The following is a 24,148-nucleotide window of genomic DNA, read 5'->3' on the forward strand; positions in this document are numbered from 1 at the left end:
ACTGACGGGGCATGGCCGGCCTTACCAGCCGCGTGCACGCCATTCGTCGAGCGACGGTCGTTCCGCCCCGAGCGTCGTGTCGAGGCCGTGACCGGGATACACCCAGGTGCGATCGTCGAAGACAGCGAACACGCGTGAGGTCACGTCATCGATGAGTTGTGCGAAGTGGTCGGCGTTGCCGCGGGTGGCGCCCACACCGCCGGGGAAGAGCGAGTCACCGGTGAAGAGGTGCACGCGCCCGGGTACGGCCTCGGGCCCGGTGGCGTGCGCGGGCTCGGTGTAGGCGAGCGCGATGGAGCCGGGCGTGTGCCCGCGGAGCTCGATCACGTCGAGCGTCACGTGACCGAAGGTCACGACGTCGCCGTGCCGCAACCGCGTGCCGACGGGCACGTCGGTCGAGGCCTCGACGGCGTCGGCGTCGGCCGCCCCCACGGCGACCGTGGCCCCGGTCACGGCGACCAGCGACCGCAGTGCGCGCGTGTGGTCGGGGTGACGATGAGTGGTGACAACCACATCCAGGCGACCGGCGCCGGAGCCCTCGCGGACCAGCTCGACGAGTCCCTCCGCCTCGTCGGCGGCGTCGACGAGCAGCTGGGCGCCGTCGTGCCGGCAGGTCAGCAGGTAGGCGTTGTTCTCCATCGGACCGACCGCGAGCTTGCGGATCTCGACGTGGTCGAGCACGCGCAGATCGCTGCCTCCGCCCACGCGCACGTCACCGGTGTAGCTCATCGACCCTGCATCCTGCGGGCGTGGTCGTGGCTGTGCACGGCGCGGACGAGCGCGAGGTGCGACAGCGCCTGGGGCATGTTGCCGGCCATCCGCCGGCCGGCGGGGTCGTACTGCTCCGCGAGCAGGCCGACGTCGTTGGCAAGGGGGATCAGGATGTCGAGCACCTCCTCGGCGCCGTCGACGTCGCCCGTCCGTGCGAGGGCGTCGGCCAGCCAGAACGAGCACGCGAGAAAGGCGTGCTCGTCGCCGGCCACACCGTCGTCGGTCTCGGCGACCGGGTACCGGCGCAGCAGACCGGGGGCGATCTCGAGGTCCCTGCGGATGCGGGCGACCGTGGAGAGCAGCCGGGGGTCGTCCGAGGGCAGGAAGCCCACGGCGGCCATCGCCAGCAGGGACGCGTCGACGTGGGTGGCGCCGTAGGCCTGGACGAACGTCCCGGCGGCCTCGTCCCAGCCGTGCGCGAGCACGTCGGCGTGGATCGCGTCGCGCTCGCGCCGCCACTCGTCGAGGGGCCCGTCCAGTCCGTGCTTCTCGATGCCCTGGACCGCTCGATCGAGCGCCGCCCACGCCATGACCTTGGAGTGCGTGAAGTGCTGCGGGTCGCCCCGGACCTCCCAGATGCCGCGGTCCGGTTCACGCCAGTGGCCGACGAGGTCGTCGACGAGGTGGCGTTGCAGGCTCCACGAGTCGGCCGTGTCGGTCAGGCCGCAGTCGCGGGCGAGCGCCAGGGCGCACATCACCTCGCCCAGCACGTCGTTCTGCACCTGCCCGACGGCGGCGTTGCCGATCCGCACGGGCCGCGAGCCGGCATAGCCGGGCAGGTGGCCCAGCTCGCGCTCGGGGAGGTCGCGGCCGCCGCCGACCCGGTACATGATCTGCAGGTCGGCCGGGTCGCCCGCCACGGCCCGCAGCAGCCAGTCCCGCCACTCCGTCGCCTCGTCCCGGTAGCCGTGCTCGAGCAGCGCCTCGAGCGTCATCGCGGCGTCGCGCAACCAGCAGTACCGGTAGTCCCAGTTGCGGCTCCCGCCGAAGTCCTCGGGCAGCGAGGTCGTCGGGGCGGCGACGATGCCACCCGTCTCGATGTCGGTGAGCAGGCGCAGGACGAGCAGGGAGCGCACGGCGGCCTCCCGGTACGAGCCCTGGTACTCGCTCGAGCGCGCCCACAGGCCCCACGCGATGCGCGTCGCGTCGATCCGGTCCGGGATGGTGAGCCGCGGCGGCACCGGCACCCACGACGGGATCCACGTGAGGGCGAGCTCGGCCGACTCGCCGGCCTGCAGCGTGAAGGTGTCCTCGTGGTGGTGGTCCGACGGCCGGGGGAGCCGGTCACCGCGCAGCAGCAGCGCGTCGGGGCCCGCGATCGCGCGCAGCGCCACGTCGCGGTCCCCGTCGGTCACGTGGTTGATCCACGGCTCGATGTCGCCGTAGCCGAACCGGACGGTCCACACGTGCTGCACCTCGACCCGGCCCTCGGTGCACTCGATGCGCCGCACCAGGTCGGCGCGCCCGTCTCCCAGCGGCATGGTCTCCAGGACCACCGCGGTGCCCGTGGGCGAGCGGTAGGTGGTCTCGAGCACGAACGAGTCTTCGAGGTAGCGCCGGCTTACATCGGTGGCGTCCGGCACGGTCAAGAGCCAGCGGCCGTGCTCGGGCGTGCCCAGCAGCGCGGCGAAGCAGGCGGCGGAGTCGAACCCCGGCAGGCACAGCCAGTCGACCGAACCGCGCAGCGAGACGAGGGCGGCGGTGCGGCCGTCTCCGAGGACGGCATAGTCGGCGATCGGGGTGGCGGCGGGCGGGCTCTGCTCGGGCGGGGGCGTCGGCTCTGCTGGCATGGGCTCTCAGCATCGCGTGCCCGCGGTCGAGCGGCAACGGCGGTGCGCCGTGAGCGGAACCACGTCGAACAACTGTGCGACTGTCAGTGGTGGAACGTACACTCGCTGGCGTGAATGACCGTCTGGTGGTGCAGGGCGCCCGCGAGCACAATCTCCGCAATGTGGATCTCGATCTTCCGCGCGACAAGCTCATCGTGTTCACGGGGCTGTCGGGCTCCGGCAAGTCGTCCCTGGCGTTCGACACGATCTTCGCCGAGGGGCAGCGCCGCTACGTCGAGTCGCTGTCGGCGTACGCGCGCCAGTTCCTGGGTCAGATGGACAAGCCCGACGTCGACTTCATCGAGGGCCTGTCGCCGGCCGTGTCGATCGACCAGAAGTCGACGAACCGCAACCCGCGGTCGACGGTGGGCACCATCACCGAGGTGTACGACTACCTCCGCCTGCTCTTCGCCCGCGCCGGCACGCAGCACTGCCCCGTGTGCGGCGAGCGCGTCACCGCGCAGACCCCGCAGCAGATCGTCGACCGCCTGCTCGAGCTGCCCGAGGGCACCAAGTACCAGGTGCTCGCCCCCGTCGTCCGCGGACGCAAGGGCGAGTACGCGGACCTCTTCGCCGAGCTGCAGACCAAGGGCTTCGCGCGCGCGCGCGTCGACGGTGAGGTCATCCAGCTCACCGCGCCGCCCACGCTGGAGAAGAAGCTCAAGCACGACATCGAGGTCGTCGTCGACCGCCTCGTCGCGCGCGAGGGCGTGCAGCGGCGGCTCACCGACTCCGTCGAGACGGCGCTCAACCTGGCCGGCGGGCTGCTGGTCGTCGAGCTGGTCGACGCGGACATCGACGACCCGGCGCGCGAGCGGCGCTTCTCCGAGCACCGCGCCTGTCCCAACGACCACGTGCTGACGCTCGACGAGATCGAGCCGCGCACGTTCTCCTTCAACGCGCCGTACGGCGCCTGCCCCGAATGCACGGGCATCGGCTCGCGTCTCGAGGTCGACCCTGACCTGGTCATCCCGGACGACGAGCTCTCGCTCGAGGACGGCGCGGTCGCGCCGTGGTCGCAGACCTCGAGCGAGTACTTCCAGCGAGTGCTCTCCGCGCTCGCCCAGGAGATGGGCTTCTCGACGAGCGTTCCGTGGCGAGCGCTGCCGCAGCGCGCGAAGGACGCCGTGCTCTACGGCCAGAACCACGAGGTCAAGGTCCGCTACAAGAACCGCTGGGGTCGCGAGCGGCAGTACTCGACGGGCTTCGAGGGCGTCATGACGTTCCTCGAGCGGCGCCACAACGAGACGGACTCGGACTGGAGCAAGGAGAAGTACGAGGCCTACATGCGCGAGGTTCCGTGCCCGGTCTGCGAGGGTGCGCGGCTCAAGCCCGAGGTGCTCGCCGTGCGCGTGGGCGGTCGCTCGATCGCCGACGTCTGCCAGCTGCCGATCCGCGAGGCGCGCGAGTTCCTCGACGCGCTCGAGCTCGGCGAGCGTGAGCGTGCGATCGCCGCCCAGGTGCTCAAGGAGATCCAGGCGCGCCTCGGGTTCCTGCTCGACGTCGGGCTGGACTACCTGTCCCTCATGCGGCCCGCGGCGACGCTGTCGGGCGGCGAGGCGCAGCGCATCCGGCTCGCGACGCAGATCGGCTCCGGCCTGGTGGGTGTCCTCTACGTGCTCGACGAGCCGTCGATCGGGCTGCACCAGCGCGACAACCGGAGACTGATCGACACCCTGACGCGCTTGCGCGACCTGGGCAACACGCTCATCGTCGTCGAGCACGACGAGGACACCATCCGCACCGCCGACTGGATCGTCGACATCGGCCCCGGCGCGGGCGAGCACGGCGGGCACGTCGTGCACTCGGGCGACCTGCCGGGTCTGCTGTCGTCCGCCGAGTCCGTCACGGGCGCCTACCTGTCCGGCCGTCGGTCCATCCCGATGCCGGGGCAGCGCCGGCCCGTCGACAAGAAGCGCCAGCTCACGGTGGTCGGCGCCCACGAGCACAACCTGCGGGGGATCGACGTCTCGTTCCCGCTCGGCACGCTCACCGCGGTCACGGGCGTCTCGGGCTCGGGCAAGTCGACGCTGGTCAACGCGATCCTCTACACGGTGCTCGCCAACGAGCTCAACGGGGCGCGGCAGGTGGCCGGCCGGCACAAGCGGGTCACCGGCCTCGACCACCTGGACAAGGTCGTGCACGTGGATCAGGGCCCGATCGGGCGCACGCCGCGCTCCAACCCGGCCACGTACACGGGCGTGTGGGACCACGTGCGCCGACTTTTCGCGGAGACGACCGAGGCCAAGGTGCGTGGCTACACGCCCGGCCGGTTCTCGTTCAACGTCAAGGGCGGGCGCTGCGAGGCGTGCTCGGGTGACGGCACGCTGAAGATCGAGATGAACTTCCTGCCGGACGTCTACGTGCCCTGCGAGGTCTGCCACGGCGCGCGCTACAACCGCGAGACGCTCGAGGTGCACTTCAAGGGCAAGACCGTCGCCGACGTGCTCGCGATGCCGATCGAGGAGGCCGCGGAGTTCTTCGCGGCCGTGCCGGCCATCAGCCGCCACCTCAAGACGCTCACCGACGTCGGGCTCGGCTACGTCCGCCTCGGCCAGCCGGCGCCGACGCTGTCGGGCGGTGAGGCGCAGCGCGTCAAGCTGGCGGCGGAGCTCCAGCGGCGCTCGACGGGCCGCACCATCTACGTCCTCGACGAGCCCACCACGGGTCTGCACTTCGAGGACATCCGCAAGTTGCTGGGCGTGCTGCAGTCCCTGGTCGACAAGGGCAACTCGGTGATCGTGATCGAGCACAACCTCGACGTGATCAAGAACGCCGACTGGGTCATCGACATGGGTCCCGAGGGTGGTTCCGGGGGCGGGATGGTGATCGCCGAGGGCACTCCCGAGCACGTCGCGTCGGTGCCGGCCAGCCACACGGGCCGCTTCCTGGCAGAGGTGCTGGAGCCGGAGGGCGAGCGGGTCTCGGCCTGACGGCCGCGGCGGTGCACCCGCTCCCGCGATGCCCGTCGGGAGGAGCCGCTGGCGCGCCTCAACGCGGGTCCTGCGGACGCAGTGTCCCCGGAACTCGGGGGACGCCGTCTGCGCCCGTCAGCCGGCGAGCTCCTGTGCGACCCGCACGGGGGCCGGCTCATGGCGAACGGGGAAGTTCACCGACCGGGCGATGAAGCAGTGCTCGTGCGCCCGCTGGTGGAGCTCGGCGAGCGTGGCGTCGTCGAACGGGGCGCCCTCGCGGTCCACCGTGCCCGTGGCGATGGTCACGCGCGGCCGCAGCACGACGTCGGTGAACTGCCCGTGCCCGGCGGCCTCGACCCGCATGGTGCCCTTGGCCGAGTCCTCGTAGCCGACCACCGTGACGCCGGCCGTGGCGGCGACGTGCAGGAACCAGAGCATGTGGCACTGGGCGAGCGCCGCGACCAGCAGCTCCTCGGGGGAGTAGCGGTCGGGATCGCCGCGGAACGCCGGGTCGGAGGACCCGAGCAGCGGCGGCTTGGTGCCGATCTGCACCTCGTGATCGCGGCTGTAGGACGTGTAGGTGGCGGTGCCGCGCGATCCGGCTCCGGTCCACGTGATGTCGGCGGAGTACGTGTGCAGGGGACCCATCGCCCCACGCTAGCCGTCAGGCGGTGTCGGCGCCGCGAACTAGGCTCGATGTCATGGCACACCCGTCCACCTATCGCCCGGCGCCGGGTGAGATCCCGGACTCGCCCGGTGTGTACCGCTTCCGCGACGAGCACGGCCGGGTCGTCTACGTCGGCAAGGCCAAGAGCCTGCGGCAGCGCCTCAACAGCTACTTCCAGGACCCGGCGAACCTGCACCCGCGCACGTACACCATGGTCACGACGGCTGCGGCGGTCGAGTGGACCGTCGTTCCCACCGAGGTGGCGGCACTCGCGCTCGAGTACTCCTGGATCAAGGAGTTCGACCCGCGGTTCAACGTCAAGTACCGCGACGACAAGTCCTACCCGTACCTCGCCGTCACCATGGCAGACCAGTTCCCCCGGGTGCAGGTGATGCGCGGGGCCAAGCGCAAGGGCACGCGCTACTTCGGCCCGTACGCCCACGCGTGGGCGATCCGCGAGACCGTCGACCTGCTGCTGCGCGTGTTCCCCGTGCGCACCTGCTCGTCGGGTGTGTTCAAGCGCGCCGCGCAGCAGGGCCGCCCCTGCCTGCTCGGGTACATCGACAAGTGCTCGGCGCCCTGCGTGGGGCGCATCTCGCCGGAGGACCACCAGGCGCTCGCGCAGGACTTCTGCGACTTCATGGCCGGCGACGCGGCCCGGTTCACCAAGCGGCTCACCGCTCGCATGAAGGAGGCAGCGGCCGAGCTCGACTACGAGCGGGCGGCGCGCCTCCGGGACGACATCGCGACGCTCGAGCGCGCGACCGAGCGCAATGCGGTGGTGCTCGCGGACGGCACGGACGCCGACATCTTCGCGCTGTCGGGCGACGAGCTCGAGGCTGCCGTGCAGGTCTTCCACGTGCGCGACGGCCGCATCCGTGGCCAGCGCGGATGGGTCGTGGAGAAGGTCGAGGACCTCGACGACGCCGAGCTCGTCGAGCACCTGCTGCAGCAGGTCTACGGCTCGGAGACCGACGGCGGCGGCGCGAACGTGCCTCGCGAGGTGCTGGTTCCGGTGCTCCCGCCCGACGTCGAGCAGGTGCAGGCCTGGCTGACCGGGCTGCGCGGCTCGCGCGTGCAGGTGCGGGTGCCGCAGCGCGGCGACAAGCGCGAGCTCGCCGCGACCGTCCGGAAGAACGCCGAGCACGCGCTCATGCTGCACCGCACCCGACGGGCGGGGGACCTCACCACCCGCAGCCAGGCGCTCCAGGAGATCCAGGAGGCGCTCAACCTGCCGTCCGCGCCGCTGCGCATCGAGTGCTACGACGTCTCGCACAACCAGGGGACGTACCAGTCGGCGTCGATGGTCGTGTTCGAGGACGGCCTGGCGCGCAAGAGCGAGTACCGCTCGTTCATCATCCGCGGCCCCGAGGGGCAGGGCGCCCGGGACGACACGGCCGCCATGCACGAGGTCATCACGCGCCGGTTCCGGCGGTACCTCAGCGACCGCGCGGAGGCGCGGGACCTCGAGCTGGGTGCCGACGACTGGTCCGACGACGACGGCCGCCCTCGCTCGGGCCCCATCGACGAGCGCACCGGCAAGCCGACCCGCTTCGCCTACCCGCCCAACCTCGTGGTGGTCGACGGCGGTCCGCCCCAGGTCGCGGCGGCCGCCGCGGCGTTGGCCGAGCTCGGCATCGACGACGTCGCGCTGTGCGGTCTGGCCAAGCGGCTCGAGGAGGTGTGGGTGCCCGGCGACGACTACCCCGTGATCCTGCAGCGCAGCTCGGAGGGGCTCTACCTGCTCCAACGCGTGCGCGACGAGGCCCACCGGTTCGCCATCAACGCCCACCGCAACAGGCGGAGCAAGGGCATGACGGCGTCGGTGCTCGACGACGTGCCGGGCCTGGGCCCCGCACGCCAGGCCGCGCTGCTGCGGTACTTCGGATCGGTGAAGCGGCTCAAGGCCGCCTCGGTCGAGGAGATCGCGACCGTGCCGGGCATGGGCGAGCGCACCGCGGCGGCGGTCGTCGCCGCCCTTGCCGGCTCCGCGCCCGGCCCCGAGGCAGCGGACGTGGAGTCGGTGGGCACGGAGTCGGCGGTGGCGGCACCGGCCGGGGATGCGCCCGCGGGCGCCGCCGCGTCGGACGGTGACCGTCCGGTGAACTCCTCGTCCCCGGGGGACGTCGGCGCAGGCACGGCGGCTCCGGCTGGCATGCTGGACGCATGACTGACGAGCCGTCGCCGATCACGGTCCCGCAGGGCATCCCGGCGCTCGACGCCGAGACCGAGGCGCCGCGCCTGCACCCGGCTCAGGTGCTGATCATCACCGGCATGTCCGGAGCGGGCCGCTCCCGGGCCGCGGCGGTGCTCGAGGACCTCGACTGGTACGTGGTCGACAACCTCCCGGCCCAGATGCTCACGCACCTCGTGGGCATGCTGACGACAGGCCCCCACGAGACGCGTGCGCAGCGCGTCGCGGCCGTCATCGACGTGCGCGGCCGCGGCTTCTTCCGCGACCTGGCCCAGGTGCTCGGTGGACTCCGCGAGGCGGGGCTCGAGTACGGGATCCTGTTCCTCGACGCCTCGGACGAGGTCCTGGTGCGGCGCTTCGAGCAGGTGCGCAGGCCTCACCCGCTGCAGGGCAACGGGCGCATCCTCGACGGCATCGCCGAGGAGCGCGCGGTCCTCGCGGACATCCGCGAGCGGGCCGACACCGTCATCGACACCTCGGAGCTCAACGTCCATGACCTCGCGCGCGAGGTCCGCGCGGCGGTGGCGGGGGACACCGAGGACGTGCTGCGCATCAACGTGCTGTCCTTCGGCTTCAAGTACGGCATCCCGCTGGATGCCGACCACGTGGTCGACATGCGCTTCCTGGCCAACCCGTACTGGATCACCGAGCTGAGGCACCTGACGGGCCGGGACGCTCCCGTGCGCGACTACGTGCTGGGACTGCCGGGGGCGACCACGTTCATCGAGCGGTACGTGGACGCGCTCGAGCCGGTGCTCGCCGGCTACCTCAACGAGGAGAAGCGGTACGTGACCATCGCGGTCGGGTGCACCGGCGGCAAGCACCGCAGCGTCGCGGTCAGCGAGGCGATCGGCGCCCGGCTGCGGGCCGCCGGGCACCGCGTCACGGTCGCCGCCCGCGATCTCGGCAAGGAATGAGGGCGACCCCGGCGACGGGCCGGACGAGCGGAGGCGGTCCCGCGTTCGTCGCCCTCGGTGGCGGGCACGGCCTGTCCGCGAGCCTGTCGGCGCTGCGCCTCATGAGCGACCGCATCACGGCCGTCGTGACGGTGGCCGACGACGGCGGCTCGTCGGGGCGGCTGCGCGACGAGCTGGGCGTGCTGCCTCCGGGGGACCTGCGGATGGCGCTGGCCGCGTTGTGCGACGACTCCGACTGGGGCCGGACCTGGCGCGACGTGCTCCAGCACCGCTTCTCCTCCGCGGGAGACCTGGACCGGCACGCCGTCGGCAACCTGCTCATCGTGGCGCTGTGGGAGCTGCTGGGGGATCCCGTGGGCGGCTTGGACTGGGTCGGGCGGCTGCTCGGTGCACGGGGCCGGGTGCTGCCGATGGCCGACGTGCCGCTGTCGATCGAGGCCGACGTGCGCCGCGAGGACGGCTCGGTCGTGGTCGTCCGGGGGCAGACGTCGGTCGCGCAGACGGCCGACCTGATCGAGCAGGTGCGGCTGGTGCCCGCCGATCCACCCGCCTGCGCCGAGGCGGTGGCAGCGATCGATGCCGCCGACTGGGTGGTTCTGGGTCCGGGCTCCTGGTACACCTCCGTGCTGCCGCACCTGCTGGTGCCCGAGCTGCGCGCGGCGCTCGGCCGCACCTCGGCCAAGACCATCGTCACGCTCAACCTCGAGCCCGAGGAGCACGGCGAGACCGCGGGGATGAGGGCAGAGGATCACCTCGAGGTGCTGCACGCCCACGCCCCTGACCTGAGCATCCACGCCGTGGTGGCCGATCCGGGGGCGGTCGAGGACATCGAGACGCTGGCCGACTGGTGCCACGCGCGCGGCGCCCGGCTCCTGCTGCGGCAGGTCAGCCGCGGTGACGGATCCGCGCAGCACGACCCGCTGCGGCTCGCTGCCGCGTTCCGTGACGTGGTCGAGTCCACCTGGGGTGACGTCGGTCGTCGGCGCCCCTGACCGTCCCCAGTGCGACGGTCGTGATGGCAGGATGACGCCCATGGCGTTGACGGCACAGGTGAAGGACGAGCTCGCGCGTCTGAAGGTGGACAAGACGTCAGCACGCAAGGCGGAGGTCTCCGCGACCCTGAGGTTCGCCGGCGGTCTGCACATCATCTCGGGGCGCATCGTGGTCGAGGCCGAGCTCGACACGGCCATCGCGGCGCGGCGGCTCCGGCAGGCGATCTTCGAGGTCTACGGGCACGAGAGCGAGATCGTCGTCGTCTCCGGCGGCGGGCTGCGCCGCGGCAGCCACTACGTGGTGCGGGTGGTCAAGGACGGCGAGTCGCTCGCTCGCCAGACCGGCCTGCTCGACAACCGTGGGCGGCCTGTCCGTGGCCTGCCGCCCCAGGTGGTGTCCGGCGGGGTGGGGGAGGCCGAGGCCGCCTGGCGCGGCGCGTTCCTCGCGCACGGCTCGCTCACCGAGCCGGGGCGCTCGTCGTCGCTCGAGGTCACATGCCCGGGCCCCGAGGCCGCGCTCGCGCTCGTCGGCGCCGCACGCCGGATGGGCATCGCCACCAAGGCGCGCGAGGTGCGCGGCGTCGACCGCGTCGTCATCCGCGACGGCGACGCGATCAGCGCCATGCTGACCCGGCTGGGCGCCCACGACACCACGCTGGTGTGGGAGGAGCGCCGCGTGCGGCGCGAGGTGCGCGGCACCGCCAACCGGCTGGCCAACTTCGACGACGCCAACCTCCGGCGCTCCGCGCGCGCCGCCGTGGCGGCGGGCGCGCGCGTCGAGCGCGCGTTCGAGATCCTGGCCGACGAGCTCCCCGAGCACCTGCGCGAGGCGGGGGAGCTGCGCCTCGCGCACAAGGAGGCCTCGCTCGAGGAGCTGGGCAAGCTCGCCGACCCGCCGCTGACCAAGGACGCGGTCGCGGGCCGGATCCGTCGCCTGCTCGCCACCGCGGACAAGCGAGCCGCGGAGCTGGGCATCCCGGACACCGAGGCCGGGCTCAGCCCCGACCTGCTTGACCTCTGACGGACGAGCGCTTGCCCGCGGTGTCCCACCCACCGGACGGAGTGCCCGTGTAGGACCTCCGGTCCGCAGTGGTGTGGGTCACGGGTATAGGCTTGAGCCATCCGATCGCAACGAGACTGTCACGTGCTGGGCATGCCCCGGTGCGGGTGCAGGGTCGCTCGATCGGGACGCACACCGGCGTGCGAGTTCCCACCAACCATTGTGTGCGCCGACCTCGTCGGCGCTGCCGAGGAGGGCAAGTGACCATCAAGGTCGGCATCAACGGCTTCGGCCGCATCGGGCGCAACTTCTACCGTGCCATCGTGGCCTCGGGCGCTGACATCGAGATCGTCGGGGTCAACGACCTGACGGACAACAAGACGCTGGCGCACCTGCTCAAGTACGACACGGTCCTGGGCCGTTTCCCGCTGAGCGTGAGCTTCGACGACGAGAACATCATCGTCGACGGCAAGAAGATCCGTGCCCTCGAGGAGCGCAACCCGGCCGACCTGCCCTGGGCCGAGCTGGGCGCTGACATCGTCATCGAGTCGACCGGCTTCTTCACCGACGCCACCAAGGCCAAGGCGCACATCGAAGCCGGCGCCAAGAAGGTCATCATCTCGGCTCCCGCCAAGAACGAGGACGGCACGTTCGTCGTCGGCGTGAACCACGAGCAGTACGACGCAGCGACGCAGCACATCATCTCGAACGCGTCCTGCACCACGAACTGCCTGGCCCCCGTCGCCAAGGCCCTCAACGACGCCATCGGCATCGAGAAGGGCCTGATGACGACGATCCACGCGTACACGGGCGACCAGAACCTGCAGGACGGCCCCCACAAGGACCTCCGCCGCGCCCGCGCCGCCGCGCAGAACATCGTCCCGACCTCGACCGGCGCCGCCAAGGCCGTCGCGCTCGTGCTCCCGGAGCTCAAGGGCAAGCTCGACGGCTTCGCGCTGCGCGTGCCGACGATCACCGGTTCGGCCACCGACCTGACCTTCACCGCCTCGCGCGAGGTCACGGTCGAGGAGGTCAACGCCGCGGTCAAGGCCGCCTCGGAGGGCCCGCTCAAGGGCATCCTCGAGTACGTCGAGGACGAGATCGTGTCGAGCGACATCGTCACCAACCCGCACCAGAGCATCTTCGACTCCAAGCTCACCAAGGTGAGCGGCGACCTCGTCAAGATCATCGCCTGGTACGACAACGAGTGGGGCTACTCGAACAGCCTCGTCGCGCTGACCAAGTACGTGGGCGACCGTCTCTGACCTTCGCCTGATCAAGCACGGATATGCGTCCGCGTGCGCCCCGGCCACCGGCCCCGGCGCACGCGGACGCTGTCGTGTGAGCCCTCTTCGTCAGCTCGAGAACACCGGTAGGAGACCATGAAGACCATCGAGGACCTCGGCGACCTGCGCGGCAAGCGCGTGCTCGTCCGCTCCGACTTCAACGTGCCGCTGGACGGCACCACCATCACCGACGACGGCCGCGTCCGTGCGGCGCTGCCGACGCTGCAGGCTCTGCTCGCCGCCGGCGCCCGCGTCGTCGTGACCGCCCACCTCGGCCGTCCGAAGGGCGCGCCCGAGGACAAGTACTCGCTCGCGCCCGTCGCCGCGCGCCTGGGCGAGCTGCTGGGCCAGGACGTCGCGCTCGCGAAGGACACCGTCGGCGAGTCCGCCAAGGCCACCGTCGCCGCGCTGCAGGACGGCCAGATCGCCCTGCTCGAGAACATCCGGTTCGACCCGCGCGAGACGAGCAAGGACGACGCGGAGCGCGCGTCGCTCGCGGCGGACCTCGCCGAGCTCGCGGACGTCTTCGTCTCGGACGGGTTCGGTGTCGTGCACCGCAAGCAGGCGTCGGTCTACGACGCCGCGCTCGTGCTGCCCCACGCGGTCGGCAAGCTGGTGCTCAACGAGGTCGAGTCGCTGAAGAAGGCGACCGAGAACCCCGAGCGGCCGTACGTCGTGGTGCTGGGTGGCTCCAAGGTGTCCGACAAGCTGGGTGTCATCGCCAACCTGCTGACGAAGGCCGACCGCCTCGTCATCGGCGGCGGCATGCTGTTCACGTTCCTGGCCGCCAAGGGGTACTCGGTCGGCAACTCGCTGCTCGAGGCCGACCAGATCGAGACGGTCAAGGGCTACCTCGCGCAGGCGGAGGAGGCCGGCGTCGAGATCGTGCTGCCGGTCGACATCACGGTCGCCGACGAGTTCAAGGCCGACTCGCCCGCCTCCGTGGTGGCCGCGGACGCGATCCCCGACGGCAAGATCGGCCTCGACATCGGCCCCGAGTCGGCGCAGCTCTTCGCGAGCAAGATCACCGACGCCAAGACCGTCGTCTGGAACGGCCCCGCCGGCGTCTTCGAGTTCGACGCGTTCGCGGGCGGGACCAAGGCCGTCGCGCAGGCGCTCATCGACGCCGGCGCGAACGGTGGCTTCACCATCGTCGGCGGGGGCGACTCGGCAGCAGCCGTGCGCATCCTCGGTTTCGACGAGGCCAAGTTCGGCCACATCTCCACCGGCGGCGGCGCCAGCCTGGAGTTCCTCGAGGGCAAGACCCTGCCCGGCATCGCAGTTCTGGAGGACTGAACGTGAGCACCCGTACCCCGCTGATGGCGGGCAACTGGAAGATGAACCTGGATCACCAGCAGGCGATCCAGACCCTGCAGAAGCTGGCCTGGACGCTCAAGGACGCGAAGCACGACTTCTCGGCCGTCGAGGTCGCGGTGCTGCCGCCGTTCACGGACCTGCGCAGCGTGCAGACCCTCGTGGACGCCGACAAGCTCGAGATCGTCTACGGCGCGCAGGACGTGTCGGCGTTCACCTCGGGCGCGTACACGGGTGAGATCTCGCCCGTGTTCCTGGCCAAGCTGGGCGTCACGTACGTCGCGATCGGTCACTCCGAGCGCCGCGAGCACCACAACGAGTCGGACAGGCTGGTCAACGCGAAGATCAAGTCCGCGCTGGGCGCCGGCGTGATCCCGATCCTGTGCGTCGGCGAGGACATCGACACGCGCCGCGCGGCCGCGCACGTGCAGCACACGCTGCTCCAGCTGGAGGGCGCGCTCGAGGACATCTCGGCCGAGCAGGCCAAGACCATCGTCGTCGCCTACGAGCCCGTCTGGGCCATCGGCACCGGCGAGACCGCGACCCCGGAGGACGCGCAGGAGATGGCCGAGGCCATCCGCGGGCGGCTCGCCGAGCTGTACGACCGGGACACCGCCGACGCGGTCCGTGTCCTGTACGGCGGCTCGGTGAAGTCCTCGAACGTCGCGTCGATCATGGCGAAGCCGGACGTGGACGGCGCGCTGGTGGGCGGAGCGAGCCTCGACCCCGAGGAGTTCGCCAAGATCGCGCGCTACCAGTCGCACGCCGTGGGTCTCTGACCGACGAGCAGCGTCCGGCGCGGTCCGGCGTCACCCGAAGTGGGGGCGCCGGACCCGCCGGTGGTGGACGATGTGGATTCTTTGCCCTCTCGTCGCCTACCCTGAACCCGCTCCACCACATGCAGGGCCCTGCAACGCCGAAGCAAACGTCGCCGTCCCGTCGGACCGGTGACACCCGCACCAGTGAGGAACTGACCCGCCGTGACCGCCTTGAAGATCTCGCTGCAGGTGCTCCTGGTGCTGACCAGCCTGCTGCTCATCCCGCTCGTCCTGCTGCACAAGGGCAAGGGCGGCGGCCTCTCGGACATGTTCGGCGGTGGCATCTCCAGCAGCGCCGGCAGCTCGGGCGTCGCTGAGCGCAACCTCAACCGCATCACGGTCGGCACCGCGCTGGCCTGGGGCGCGGTCATCATCCTGCTCGGGCTCGTCGAGACCACGGTCTGAGGCCCGGCGATGGCGAGCGGGAGTGCGATCAGGGGATCTCGCGTCGGTGCTGGCCCCATGGGCGAGGCCGAGCGGGGCGACGCGGCCCCACGCATCTGGATCTCGTACTGGTGCGCCAACGGCCACGAGACGCGACCCAGCTTCGCGGAAGAGGCGGCCGACGAGGCGCCCACGACCTGGGACTGCCCGCGGTGCGGCTATCCCGCGGGGCAGGACCAGGCGAACCCGCCGTCGCCGTCGCGCAACGAGCCGTACAAGACGCACCTCGCCTACGTGAAGGAGCGCCGCTCGGAGGAGGACGGCCAGGCGATCCTCGACGAGGCCCTCGAGTCGCTTCGGGCGCGCCGCGGCCGCTGAGCGACCAACGAACGACGCGAGGGGCGGTCCCGATGACGGGACCGCCCCTCGTTCGTGCGTGCGGGGTCAGGGCAGGACGCGCAGCAGGGCGAACCCGTCGTGGCCCTTGGACCCGACCGTCTGCACGACCGTGGCGTCGAGGCGCGGATGGTCGACGAGGAGGTCGACCATGCGCCGAACGCCCTGCACGCGGGCGTCGGGGTGGTCGGCGTCGACGACCCCGCCGGCGCGCACCACGTTGTCGACGACGATGACCGTCCCCGGGCGCGACAGCGCGAGCGACTGCTCCGTGTACCGCGCGAGAGACTCCTTGTCGGCGTCGATGAACACCAGGTCGAACGGCTCGGTCCCGTCGCCGATCAGCCGGTCCAGCGTGTCGGCCGCGGGACCGACGACGACCTCGACCACGTCGCCGACGCCCGCCTGCTCGAGGCTGTCGCGCGCCACCGCGGCGTGCGCAGGGTCGATCTCGAGCGTCACGAGCCGGCCCTCCGGCGGCAGCGCGCGAGCGAGCCACAGGGTGCTGTAGCCGCCCAGCGTGCCGATCTCGAGGATCCGGTGGGCACCGGCGATCTGCGCGAGGAGATGGAGCAGCTTGCCTTGGTTCGGTGCGACCGCGATGTCCGGCAACCCGGCCTCGACGGCCGCGTGGCGCGTGCTGAGGAGTCCAGCGTCCTCGGGCACGAGCGCGCCGAAGTAGCCGTCGACCTCGTCGTAGAGCGTCATCGGGAGCCGTCGGCGTTGTCGGCACTGTCGGCGCTGCCGGCGCTGCCGGCGTTCCCCGCGGCGGCGGCGTCCAGGAGCCAGAGCGTCCTCTCGATGCCCACCGCGCCCGCGGCGGGCGTCGTCTCCACCGGGGCGGAGGCCAGGGCCGAGGCGACCGCCTCGGCCTTCTCGGCACCGGCGGCGACCACCCAGACCTCGCGCGCGCCGCGGATCGCCTCGAACGTGAGCGAGACGCGCAGCGGGGGAGGCTTGGGGGAGTCGTGCACCCCCGTCGTGGAGCGACCGGCCGCCTCGAGGGCCTCGTGGCCCGGGAAGAGCGAGGCGACGTGGCCGTCGGGGCCCATCCCGAGCATCAGCACGTCGAACGCGGGCGACGGGCCGGTGTTCCCGGTGGCGGCGGCGAGTGCCACCGCGTACTCGTCGGCCGCCGCCTCGGGGGTCGGGACGTAGTCGCTGAGCGCGGGCACGGCGTGCACGTTCTCGGGCGGGAGCGCGTCGCCGAGTGCGTCGAGCAGGGCGTCCCGGGCCTGCGTCTCGTTGCGGTCGGGGTGACCGTCGGGCAGGAAGCGCTCGTCGCCCCACCACAGGTGCACGCCGGACCAGTCGACCGCGTCGCGCACCGGGTTCGCCGCGACGGCGGCGAGCGTCTTGATGCCCACCGTCCCGCCCGTGAGCACCAGGTGGACGGGGGCGCGGTGCGACTGGACGTCCACCAGATGGGTGAGCAGACGCGCCGCCGTGGCCTCCGCCAGCAGCGTCGCATCGGGGTGGACGACGACGTCGCGCGCGCTCACTCGCCCACCTTGGCCAGGCCCTTGACGAGCACCTCGCCGTACACGTCGTCGGCGTCCAGGCGGCGCAACTCCTCCGCGAGGCACTCGCGCAGCTGGCGGATGGGCAGCGCGATGCGGTGCTCGGGCTGGTCGGGCTGGCGCAAGGCGGCGGTCTTGCCGTCCGGCCGGTCCAGGACGATGTCGCCCGAGGCGCGCTCGAGGCGCACCTGCGTGATGGCGGGAGCGTCCTTGAAACGCTGGATCTCGACCGGGCACTTGAGCGAGTACGCGAGCCACGCGGCCATGAGGTCGACCGACGAGTGCCTGCTCTCGCCCACCACGACCGCCTTGCGCACCGGCTCGTACGGAGGCTGGTCCAACGTGGCGGCGATCAGGCCGCGCCAGAGCGTCGCGCGGGCCCAGGCGAGGTCGGTGTCCCCGTCCTTGTAGGCGTCCCGCAGCCTCTGCAGGCCCGCGGTCGGTCGAGCGACCTGCGAGGTGTCCGTGATGCGCCGCTGCGCCATGCGTCCCAGCGGGTGCTCGGACGGGTTGTCCGGGAACTCGTAGGGCCACCAGGTCACGATGGGCGCGTCGGGCAGCATGAGCGGCATCACGAGCGTGTCCAGGTGCGAGTCGAGCGCGCCCGAGGGCCGCAGCACGATGACCTCGCTGGCCCCGGCGTCGCCGCCGAGCCGGATCTGCGCGTCGAGGTTGGACGAGCGCTGCTTGGTGTCCTTCGCGATCACGATGACGCGGCACGGGTGCTCGCGGCTCGCGTCGTTGGCCGCGTCGATCGACTCGTCCGGGTCGTGGCCGGCCGTGTCGATGATGAGCGTGAGCACCCGGCCCAGGGCGATGGCACCGCCCTCGTCGCGCTCCTTGAGCAGGCGACCGTTGATGGCCCGGGTGGTCGTCTCGGGCATGTCGATGATCAAGGTCGCCTCCAGGTGCGCCCGTCGCGCGCCATCATCTCGTCGGCCGAAGCGGGGCCCCAGGTCCCCGAGCGGTACTGGTCCGGCTTGCCCTTGGACGCCCAGTACTGGGTGATCGGGTCGAGCACCTTCCAGGACAGCTCGACCTCCTCGCTCTGCGGGAAGAGCGGCGGGTCGCCCAGCAGGACGTCGAGGATCAGGCGCTCGTACGCCTCGGGGGACGACTCGGTGAACGCGTGGCCGTAGCCGAAGTCCATCGTGACGTCCCGCACCTCCATCGCCGTCCCGGGGACCTTGGCGCCGAACCGCAGCGTCACGCCCTCGTCCGGCTGCACGCGGATGACGAGCGCGTTCTTGCCCAGCTCCTCGGTGGCCGTCGCCTCGAACGGCAGGTGCGGCGCCTTCTTGAACACGACCGCGATCTCGGTGACGCGGCGCCCGAGACGCTTGCCCGTGCGCAGGTAGAACGGCACGCCCGCCCAGCGCCGCGTGTCGATGTCGACGCGGATCGCGGCGAACGTCTCGGTGGTGGAGTTGGGGTTGAACCCCTCCTCTTCGAGGTAGCCGACCACCTTCTCGCCGCCCTGCCAGCCCGCAGCGTACTGCCCGCGCGCGGTGTGCCGGCCGATGTCTCGCGGCAGCCGGACGGCCGAGAGGACCTTGACCTTCTCGGCGCGCAGCCCGTCGGCGTCGAAGGAGACCGGCTCCTCCATCGCGGTCAGGGCGAGCAGCTGCAGCAGGTGGTTCTGGATGACGTCGCGTGCGGCGCCGATGCCGTCGTAGTACCCGGCGCGGCCGCCGATGCCGATGTCCTCGGCCATGGTGATCTGCACGTGGTCGACGTAGTTCGAGTTCCAGATGGGCTCGAACAGCTGGTTGGCGAAGCGCAGCGCCAGGAGGTTCTGGACCGTCTCCTTGCCCAGGTAGTGGTCGATCCGGAAGATGTCGTCCGGGTTGAAGACGCTCGAGACGATGTCCTGGAGCTCGCGCGCGCTGGCCAGGTCGTGGCCGAACGGCTTCTCGATGACCACGCGACGCCACGTGCCCTCGGCGGGCTGCGAGAGGCCGGACCGCGCGAGCTGCTTGCACACCACGGGGAACGCGCTGGGCGGGATCGACAGGTAGAACGCGTGGTTGCCGCCGGTGCCGCGGTTCACGTCGAGCTCCTCGACGGTGTCACGCAGGCGGTCGAACGCGTCGTCGTCGTCGAAGGTGCCCTGGACGAAGCGGATGCCCTCCGACATCTGGCGCCACGTCGCCTCCCGGAACGGGGTGCGTGCGTGCTCCCTGACCGCGTCGTGCACGATCTGCGCGAAGTCCTGGTCGGCCCAGTCGCGGCGGGCGAACCCGGTCAGCGCGAAGCCGGGGGGCAGCAGGCCGCGGTTGGTCAGGTCGTACACGGCGGGCATGAGCTTCTTGCGGGCGAGGTCTCCCGTCACCCCGAAGATCACCAGGCCGCACGGACCCGCGATGCGCGGCAGACGACGGTCGCGCGGGTCACGCAGCGGGTTGTTGCCCTCGGAGACCTTGGCGGGGCTCACCGGGCGTCCGATGCGGCCACCTGGTCGGCGGCGCCGCTCAGCTGCTCGTCGACCTGCTTCAGGAGCTGCTCCCAGCTGTCGGTGAACTTCTTCACGCCTTCCTCCTCCAGCTTGCGGGTGACGTCGTCGATGTCGATGCCCAGGCCGCGCAGGCGCTCGATCACGCGCTCCGCCTCGTCCTTGGTGCCCGTGACGGTGTCGCTCGCGTCGCCGCCGTGGTCGGCGACCGCGTCGAGCGTGGCCTCCGGCATCGTGTTGACGGTGCCCCGCACCACCAGCTCGTCGACGTAGAGCGTGTCGGGGTACGCCTTGTCCTTGACGCCCGTCGAGGCCCACAGGGGCCGCTGCGGGTGCGCGCCGGCGGCGGCGAGCGCCTTCCAGCGGTCGTCGGCGGTCACCTCCTGGAACAGGCCGTACGCGAGCCGGGCGTTCGCGATCGCCGCGGTGCCGCGCAGCGCGGCCGCCTCGGGCGAGCCGATCTCGTCGAGCTTCGGGTCGATGGCCGTGTCGACGCGCGAGACGAAGAACGACGCGACCGACGCGATGGGCGCCAGGTCGTGGCCGTTCGCCCGCGCCTGCTCCAGCCCGGCCTGGAACGCGTCCAGGACGGCGCCGTACCGCTCGATGGAGAAGATCAGCGTGACGTTGACGCTGATGCCCTCGGCGAGCACCGCCGTGATGGCGGGCAGGCCCTCGACGGTCGCGGGGATCTTGATGAAGACGTTGGGCCGGTCGACCGTCGCCCACAGCTTCTTGGCCGACTCGATGGTGGCGGCCGTGTCGCGGGCCATCCGCGGGTCGACCTCGATCGACACGCGGCCGTCCTGCGTGTCCGTCCGGTCGTACACGGGCCGGAGCACGTCGGCGGCGTCGCGCACGTCGTCGGTGGTGATGCGGAAGACGGCGTCCTCGGCGGTCGCGCCCTGCGCGGCCAGCTGCCGCAGCTGCTCGTCGTAGGCGTCGCCCTTGCTGATGGCCGCGGCGAAGATGCTCGGGTTGGTCGTCACTCCGACGACGCCGTGCTCGACGAGCTCGGCCAGGTTCCCCGTGCGGAGCCGCTCGCGGGACAGGTCGTCGAGCCAGACGGCGACTCCTGCGTCGGCGAGCCGTGCCAGGGGGTTGCTGCTCGTTGCCATGGTGCTGCCCTTCTCTCCTGCTGAACATGCGTTCTCTGGTCGAAGGTCGCACCGGCCCCGCCCGTCCAGGCGGGACCGGTGCGGCGTGAGTCAGCCCTGCTGGTCGCCCGTCCCCGACGCGGTCGGCGTGGCCTGGGCGCTGGACGGTGCGCCGTCGGAGGCGGCCGCGGCGATCGAGTCGTGCGCGGCGGCGACCACGGCCTCTGCCGTGATGCCGAACTCGCGGTAGAGCGTCTCGTAGTCCGCCGAGGCACCGAAGTGCTCGAGTGAGACCGTGCGACCCGCATCCCCGACGATCTTGTGCCAGGACAGGGCGATGCCGGCCTCGACCGAGACGCGCGCCCGCACCGAGGAGGGGAGGACCGACTCGCGGTAGGCGGCGTCCTGCTCGGCGAACCACTCGAGCGACGGCGCCGAGACGACGCGCGTCGCGATCCCGGCGGCCTCGAGCGTCTCGCGGGCGTCGACGGCCAGCTGCACCTCGGAGCCCGTGCCGATCAGGATGACGTCGGGCGTGCCGCTGCTCGCCTCGAGGAGGACGTAGGCGCCGCGGGCCACACCTTCGGCGGACGCGAAGCCCTCCTCGCCGCGGGGGTAGGTGGGCACGTTCTGCCGCGTGAGGATCAGGCCGACCGGGCCCGAGCGGTGCTCGAGCACGGCCTTCCACGCCTGCGCGGTCTCGTTGGCGTCGGCGGGCCGCACCACGGTGAGGCCCGGGATCGCGCGCAGGGCGGTCAGGTGCTCGACGGGCTGGTGCGTGGGGCCGTCCTCGCCGAGGCCGATGGAGTCGTGCGTCCACACGTAGATGGCCGGCGCGCCCATGAGCGAAGCGAGGCGGACCGAGCCGCGCATGTAGTCGGCGAACTGCAGGAACGTCCCGCCGTAGGGGCGGGTCAGGCCGTGCAGCACGATGCCGGACAGGATCGCGCCCATGCCGTGCTCGCGGATGCCGAAGTGCAGCGTGCGGCCGTTCTCGTCGCCCGCGAACTCGTGCGTCGAGCGCTTGGCGGGGATGAAGGACGTCGCGCCCTTCATCGTCGTGTTGTTCGATCCCGCGAGGTCGGCCGAGCCGCCCCACAGCTCCGGCAGCTCGTCGGCGATCGCGGAGAGCACCTCGCCGGAGGCCGCACGCGTCGCGACCGCCTTGCCGGCGGGGAACACGGGCAGCGCCTGCTCCCAGCCCTCGGGGAGCTCGTGCGCGACGAGGCGGTCGAGGAGCGCCGCCTTGTCGGGGTTGGCGGAGCGCCAGGCGTCGTAGCCCTTCTGCCACTCGACCCGGTCCGCGGCCGCACGGGAGGCGAGGGCGCGGGTGTGGGCGATCACGTCGGCGCCCACCTCGAACGTCTTGTCGGGGTCGAACCCGAGCAGCTCCTTCAGGCCCGTGATGGCCTCGGTGCCGAGCTTGGACCCGTGCGAGGAGTGCTCGTTGGTCTTGGTGGGCGTCGGCCACGCGATCAGCGTGCGGATGCCGATGAAGGACGGCTTGTCCGTGACGGCCTTCGCCGCCTCGATCGCTGCGGACAGGGCGTCGACGTCCTCGCGGTACTCGCCGCCCGCGGTCCAGTCGACGAACTGCACGTGCCAGCCGTACGCCTCGTAGCGAGCGAGCACGTCCTCCGTGAACGCGATCTCGGTGTCGCCCTCGATCGAGATGTGGTTGTCGTCCCACAGCACGATGAGGTTGCCGAGCTCCTGCGTGCCGGCGACGGACGAGGCTTCGCTCGTGACGCCCTCCTGGAGGTCGCCGTCCGAGCAGATCACGTAGGTGTAGTGGTCGAACGGGCTGGTGCCCGGTGCCGCCTCCGGGTCGAGCAGCGCACGCTCGCGGCGCTGCGCCATCGCGAAGCCGACCGCGGAGGCCAGGCCCTGACCGAGCGGTCCCGTGGTGATCTCGACGCCGGACGTGTGCTTGTACTCCGGATGCCCCGGGGTCTTCGAGCCCCAGGTGCGCAGCGCCTGCAGGTCCTCGAGCTCGAGCCCGAAGCCGCCCAGGTAGAGCTGGATGTACTGCGTCAGGCACGAGTGCCCTGCGGACAGCACGAACCGGTCGCGCCCGAGCCAGTGCGGGTCGCTCGGGTCGTGGCGCAGCACGTTCTGGTAGAGCAGGTAGGCCACAGGAGCCAGGCTGATGGCGGTGCCGGGGTGGCCGTTGCCGACCTTCTCCACCGCATCCGCCGCCAGGATCCGGACGGTGTCGACCGCCCGCACGTCCAGGTCAGTCCAGCCGACGGTCTGCGCCAGGGGAGCCTTCGCGTTCACCGCACCTCATTCCCACCCGCACCGATGGTCGGGTGTCGTGTCGGACGTGATCGGGCGCCCGCACGGGCGCCGGGCCGGTCCGGCACTCCTGTGCAGCATGCTGCGCGGGTGTCGTCGGACCGTGCCCGTCGAGCCTATAGCGCACCTGCCCAGGTGCGCCGGGCGTGACCATCCGCGGCGGCAGCGGCGGCGGAGCGATTCATGTCACACCCCCGAACCGGCCGAAGTCGGGCCGGCTGCGAGCCCGGGAGCGGGCGCAGGCCGTAGCATGGCAGCGCGACATTCCCCCCACCTCTGTCCTGCGCCGGGTCACCGGCCGGACGACGAACGGATCAGCTGCGCGTGCGCCTCACCAGCCCCCTGCCTGTCGACGACACCGGAGCGTCGGCCACGCCGACGTCGGTGGCGACCTCGCAGAGGCGCGGTGTCCGTGCGGTCGTGAGCCCCTACTTCGCGCTCACCAAGCCCCGCGTGATCGAGCTGCTGCTCGTCACCACGGTGCCGACCATGATCCTCGCGGCGGACGGGCTGCCGGGCTGGTGGCTGGTGCTGCTCACGCTCGTCGGCGGTGCCGCGGCGGCGGGGTCGGCCAACGTGCTGAACTGCTACCTCGACCGCGACATCGACAAGATCATGAACCGCACCAAGCGGCGTCCGATCGTCACGGGCGAGGTCAGCCCCCGCGCGGCGCTGCTGTTCGGGCTCGCGCTCGGTGTCGGCTCGCTGGCCTGGCTCTACCTGCTCGTGAACCCGGCCTCGGCCTGGCTCACGGCGGCCGCGATCCTCATCTACGTCGTCGGCTACACCATGATCCTCAAGCGCCGCACGCCGCAGAACATCGTCTGGGGTGGTGCTGCGGGCTGCATGCCGGTGCTCATCGGCTGGTCGGCCGTCACGGGCGGGGTCTCGTGGACCGCGGTGCTGCTGTTCGGCGTCATCTTCTTCTGGACCCCGCCGCACTACTGGCCGCTGTCGATGAAGTTCCGCAACGACTACGCGGCGGCCGGCGTGCCGATGCTGCCCGTGGTTGCGAAGGACACCAAGGTCGCGCGGGAGATGATCCTCTACACGCTCGCGATGATCTTGTGCTCGGTGCTGATCTGGCCTGTGCAGGGCATGACGTGGGTGTACGGAGTCGTCTCGATCGGGCTGGGCGCGTGGTTCCTGTGGTCGTGCATCGGGCTGCTCCGCCGCGCGGAGGACCCCAGCCGCGGCAAGCTACGCGCGATGAGCGTCTTCCACGCGTCGATCACGTACCTGACGCTGCTGTCTGTCGCACTCTCGGTCGACGTCTTCCTGCCCCTCTGACGTCGGCG

At 71.6% G+C, this 24,148-nt stretch carries 20 protein-coding genes; 11 read left to right on the forward strand and 9 right to left on the reverse strand.

The features are described 5' to 3' along the window. Nucleotides 1–21: 21 nt before the first annotated feature. Together QRT05_RS07035 and QRT05_RS07040 are read right to left on the reverse strand one after the other, a co-directional pair. Nucleotides 22–729: an MBL fold metallo-hydrolase gene (locus QRT05_RS07035; protein ID WP_289446336.1), complete on the reverse strand. Its 708-nt coding sequence runs from the start codon at nucleotides 727–729 to the stop codon at nucleotides 22–24. Continuing rightward, nucleotides 726–2,561 carry a glycoside hydrolase family 15 protein gene (locus tag QRT05_RS07040; RefSeq protein WP_289446337.1) on the reverse strand — a complete coding sequence of 612 codons (1,836 nt, stop codon included), beginning with the start codon at nucleotides 2,559–2,561 and terminating at the stop codon, nucleotides 726–728. Before QRT05_RS07040 ends, QRT05_RS07035 begins: the two co-directional genes overlap by 4 nt. A 110-nt stretch (nucleotides 2,562–2,671) precedes the next feature. On the opposite strand from QRT05_RS07040, the gene uvrA reads away from it, so the two are divergent. Further along, nucleotides 2,672–5,533, forward strand: coding sequence for an excinuclease ABC subunit UvrA (gene uvrA / locus QRT05_RS07045; RefSeq protein ID WP_289446338.1), 2,862 nt, complete (start codon nucleotides 2,672–2,674; stop codon nucleotides 5,531–5,533). A gap of 117 nt (nucleotides 5,534–5,650) precedes the next feature. Here uvrA and QRT05_RS07050 read toward each other — a convergent pair whose 3' ends face one another. Then, on the reverse strand, nucleotides 5,651–6,163 hold the full coding sequence (locus QRT05_RS07050; protein ID WP_289446339.1) for an OsmC family protein: 513 nt from the start codon (nucleotides 6,161–6,163) through the stop codon (nucleotides 5,651–5,653). Between the two features lie 53 nt (nucleotides 6,164–6,216). Between QRT05_RS07050 and uvrC the strand changes: the two genes are divergently transcribed. From uvrC to QRT05_RS07095, 9 genes are all read left to right on the forward strand, one after another. Next, complete coding sequence (gene uvrC, locus QRT05_RS07055; RefSeq protein ID WP_289446340.1) at nucleotides 6,217–8,352, forward strand: excinuclease ABC subunit UvrC; 2,136 nt, start codon at nucleotides 6,217–6,219, stop codon at nucleotides 8,350–8,352. Continuing rightward, on the forward strand, nucleotides 8,349–9,293 hold the full coding sequence (gene rapZ, locus QRT05_RS07060) for an RNase adapter RapZ (protein ID WP_289446341.1): 945 nt from the start codon (nucleotides 8,349–8,351) through the stop codon (nucleotides 9,291–9,293). The genes uvrC and rapZ overlap by 4 nt, the downstream gene beginning before the upstream one ends. Beyond that, complete coding sequence (locus tag QRT05_RS07065; protein WP_289446342.1) at nucleotides 9,290–10,285, forward strand: gluconeogenesis factor YvcK family protein; 996 nt, start codon at nucleotides 9,290–9,292, stop codon at nucleotides 10,283–10,285. Before rapZ ends, QRT05_RS07065 begins: the two co-directional genes overlap by 4 nt. Nucleotides 10,286–10,325: 40 nt before the next feature. Then, complete coding sequence (gene whiA, locus QRT05_RS07070; RefSeq protein WP_289446343.1) at nucleotides 10,326–11,306, forward strand: DNA-binding protein WhiA; 981 nt, start codon at nucleotides 10,326–10,328, stop codon at nucleotides 11,304–11,306. Between the two features lie 239 nt (nucleotides 11,307–11,545). Continuing rightward, nucleotides 11,546–12,550 (forward strand): type I glyceraldehyde-3-phosphate dehydrogenase, encoded by a 1,005-nt coding sequence (gene gap / locus QRT05_RS07075; RefSeq protein WP_289446344.1) that lies wholly within the window; start codon nucleotides 11,546–11,548, stop codon nucleotides 12,548–12,550. A gap of 117 nt (nucleotides 12,551–12,667) precedes the next feature. Next, nucleotides 12,668–13,867 (forward strand): phosphoglycerate kinase, encoded by a 1,200-nt coding sequence (locus tag QRT05_RS07080; protein WP_289446345.1) that lies wholly within the window; start codon nucleotides 12,668–12,670, stop codon nucleotides 13,865–13,867. A gap of 2 nt (nucleotides 13,868–13,869) precedes the next feature. After that, nucleotides 13,870–14,664, forward strand: a complete 795-nt coding sequence (tpiA, locus tag QRT05_RS07085) for a triose-phosphate isomerase (protein ID WP_289446346.1) — start codon at nucleotides 13,870–13,872, stop codon at nucleotides 14,662–14,664. A gap of 201 nt (nucleotides 14,665–14,865) precedes the next feature. Continuing rightward, nucleotides 14,866–15,108, forward strand: a complete 243-nt coding sequence (gene secG, locus QRT05_RS07090) for a preprotein translocase subunit SecG (protein ID WP_289446347.1) — start codon at nucleotides 14,866–14,868, stop codon at nucleotides 15,106–15,108. 9 nt (nucleotides 15,109–15,117) lie between these two features. Continuing rightward, entirely contained in the window at nucleotides 15,118–15,465 is a 348-nt protein-coding gene (locus QRT05_RS07095; protein ID WP_289446349.1) for an RNA polymerase-binding protein RbpA, read from the forward strand. A gap of 66 nt (nucleotides 15,466–15,531) precedes the next feature. On the opposite strand, the gene QRT05_RS07100 is transcribed toward QRT05_RS07095, so the two are convergent. From QRT05_RS07100 to tkt, 6 genes are all read right to left on the reverse strand, one after another. Continuing rightward, nucleotides 15,532–16,191, reverse strand: a complete 660-nt coding sequence (locus QRT05_RS07100) for an O-methyltransferase (protein WP_289446351.1) — start codon at nucleotides 16,189–16,191, stop codon at nucleotides 15,532–15,534. Next, the gene (pgl, locus tag QRT05_RS07105) at nucleotides 16,188–16,985 is read right to left on the reverse strand and encodes a 6-phosphogluconolactonase (protein ID WP_289446353.1); all 798 of its coding nucleotides are present in this window, start codon (nucleotides 16,983–16,985) and stop codon (nucleotides 16,188–16,190) included. The genes QRT05_RS07100 and pgl overlap by 4 nt, the downstream gene beginning before the upstream one ends. Next, complete coding sequence (locus QRT05_RS07110; protein WP_289446354.1) at nucleotides 16,982–17,899, reverse strand: glucose-6-phosphate dehydrogenase assembly protein OpcA; 918 nt, start codon at nucleotides 17,897–17,899, stop codon at nucleotides 16,982–16,984. The genes pgl and QRT05_RS07110 overlap by 4 nt, the downstream gene beginning before the upstream one ends. Then, the gene (gene zwf / locus QRT05_RS07115) at nucleotides 17,896–19,437 is read right to left on the reverse strand and encodes a glucose-6-phosphate dehydrogenase (RefSeq protein WP_289446355.1); all 1,542 of its coding nucleotides are present in this window, start codon (nucleotides 19,435–19,437) and stop codon (nucleotides 17,896–17,898) included. Before zwf ends, QRT05_RS07110 begins: the two co-directional genes overlap by 4 nt. After that, nucleotides 19,434–20,573, reverse strand: coding sequence for a transaldolase (gene tal, locus QRT05_RS07120; RefSeq protein WP_289446358.1), 1,140 nt, complete (start codon nucleotides 20,571–20,573; stop codon nucleotides 19,434–19,436). The genes zwf and tal overlap by 4 nt, the downstream gene beginning before the upstream one ends. Nucleotides 20,574–20,663: 90 nt before the next feature. Next, nucleotides 20,664–22,832 (reverse strand): transketolase, encoded by a 2,169-nt coding sequence (gene tkt, locus QRT05_RS07125; RefSeq protein ID WP_289446360.1) that lies wholly within the window; start codon nucleotides 22,830–22,832, stop codon nucleotides 20,664–20,666. A gap of 402 nt (nucleotides 22,833–23,234) precedes the next feature. Between tkt and QRT05_RS07130 the strand changes: the two genes are divergently transcribed. Beyond that, nucleotides 23,235–24,140, forward strand: coding sequence for a heme o synthase (locus tag QRT05_RS07130; protein WP_289447376.1), 906 nt, complete (start codon nucleotides 23,235–23,237; stop codon nucleotides 24,138–24,140). The last annotated feature ends 8 nt before the right edge of the window (nucleotides 24,141–24,148 follow it).

Origin of the sequence: Cellulomonas edaphi, from assembly GCF_030362815.1 — a bacterium.
Lineage (GTDB): Bacteria > Actinomycetota > Actinomycetes > Actinomycetales > Cellulomonadaceae > Cellulomonas > Cellulomonas edaphi.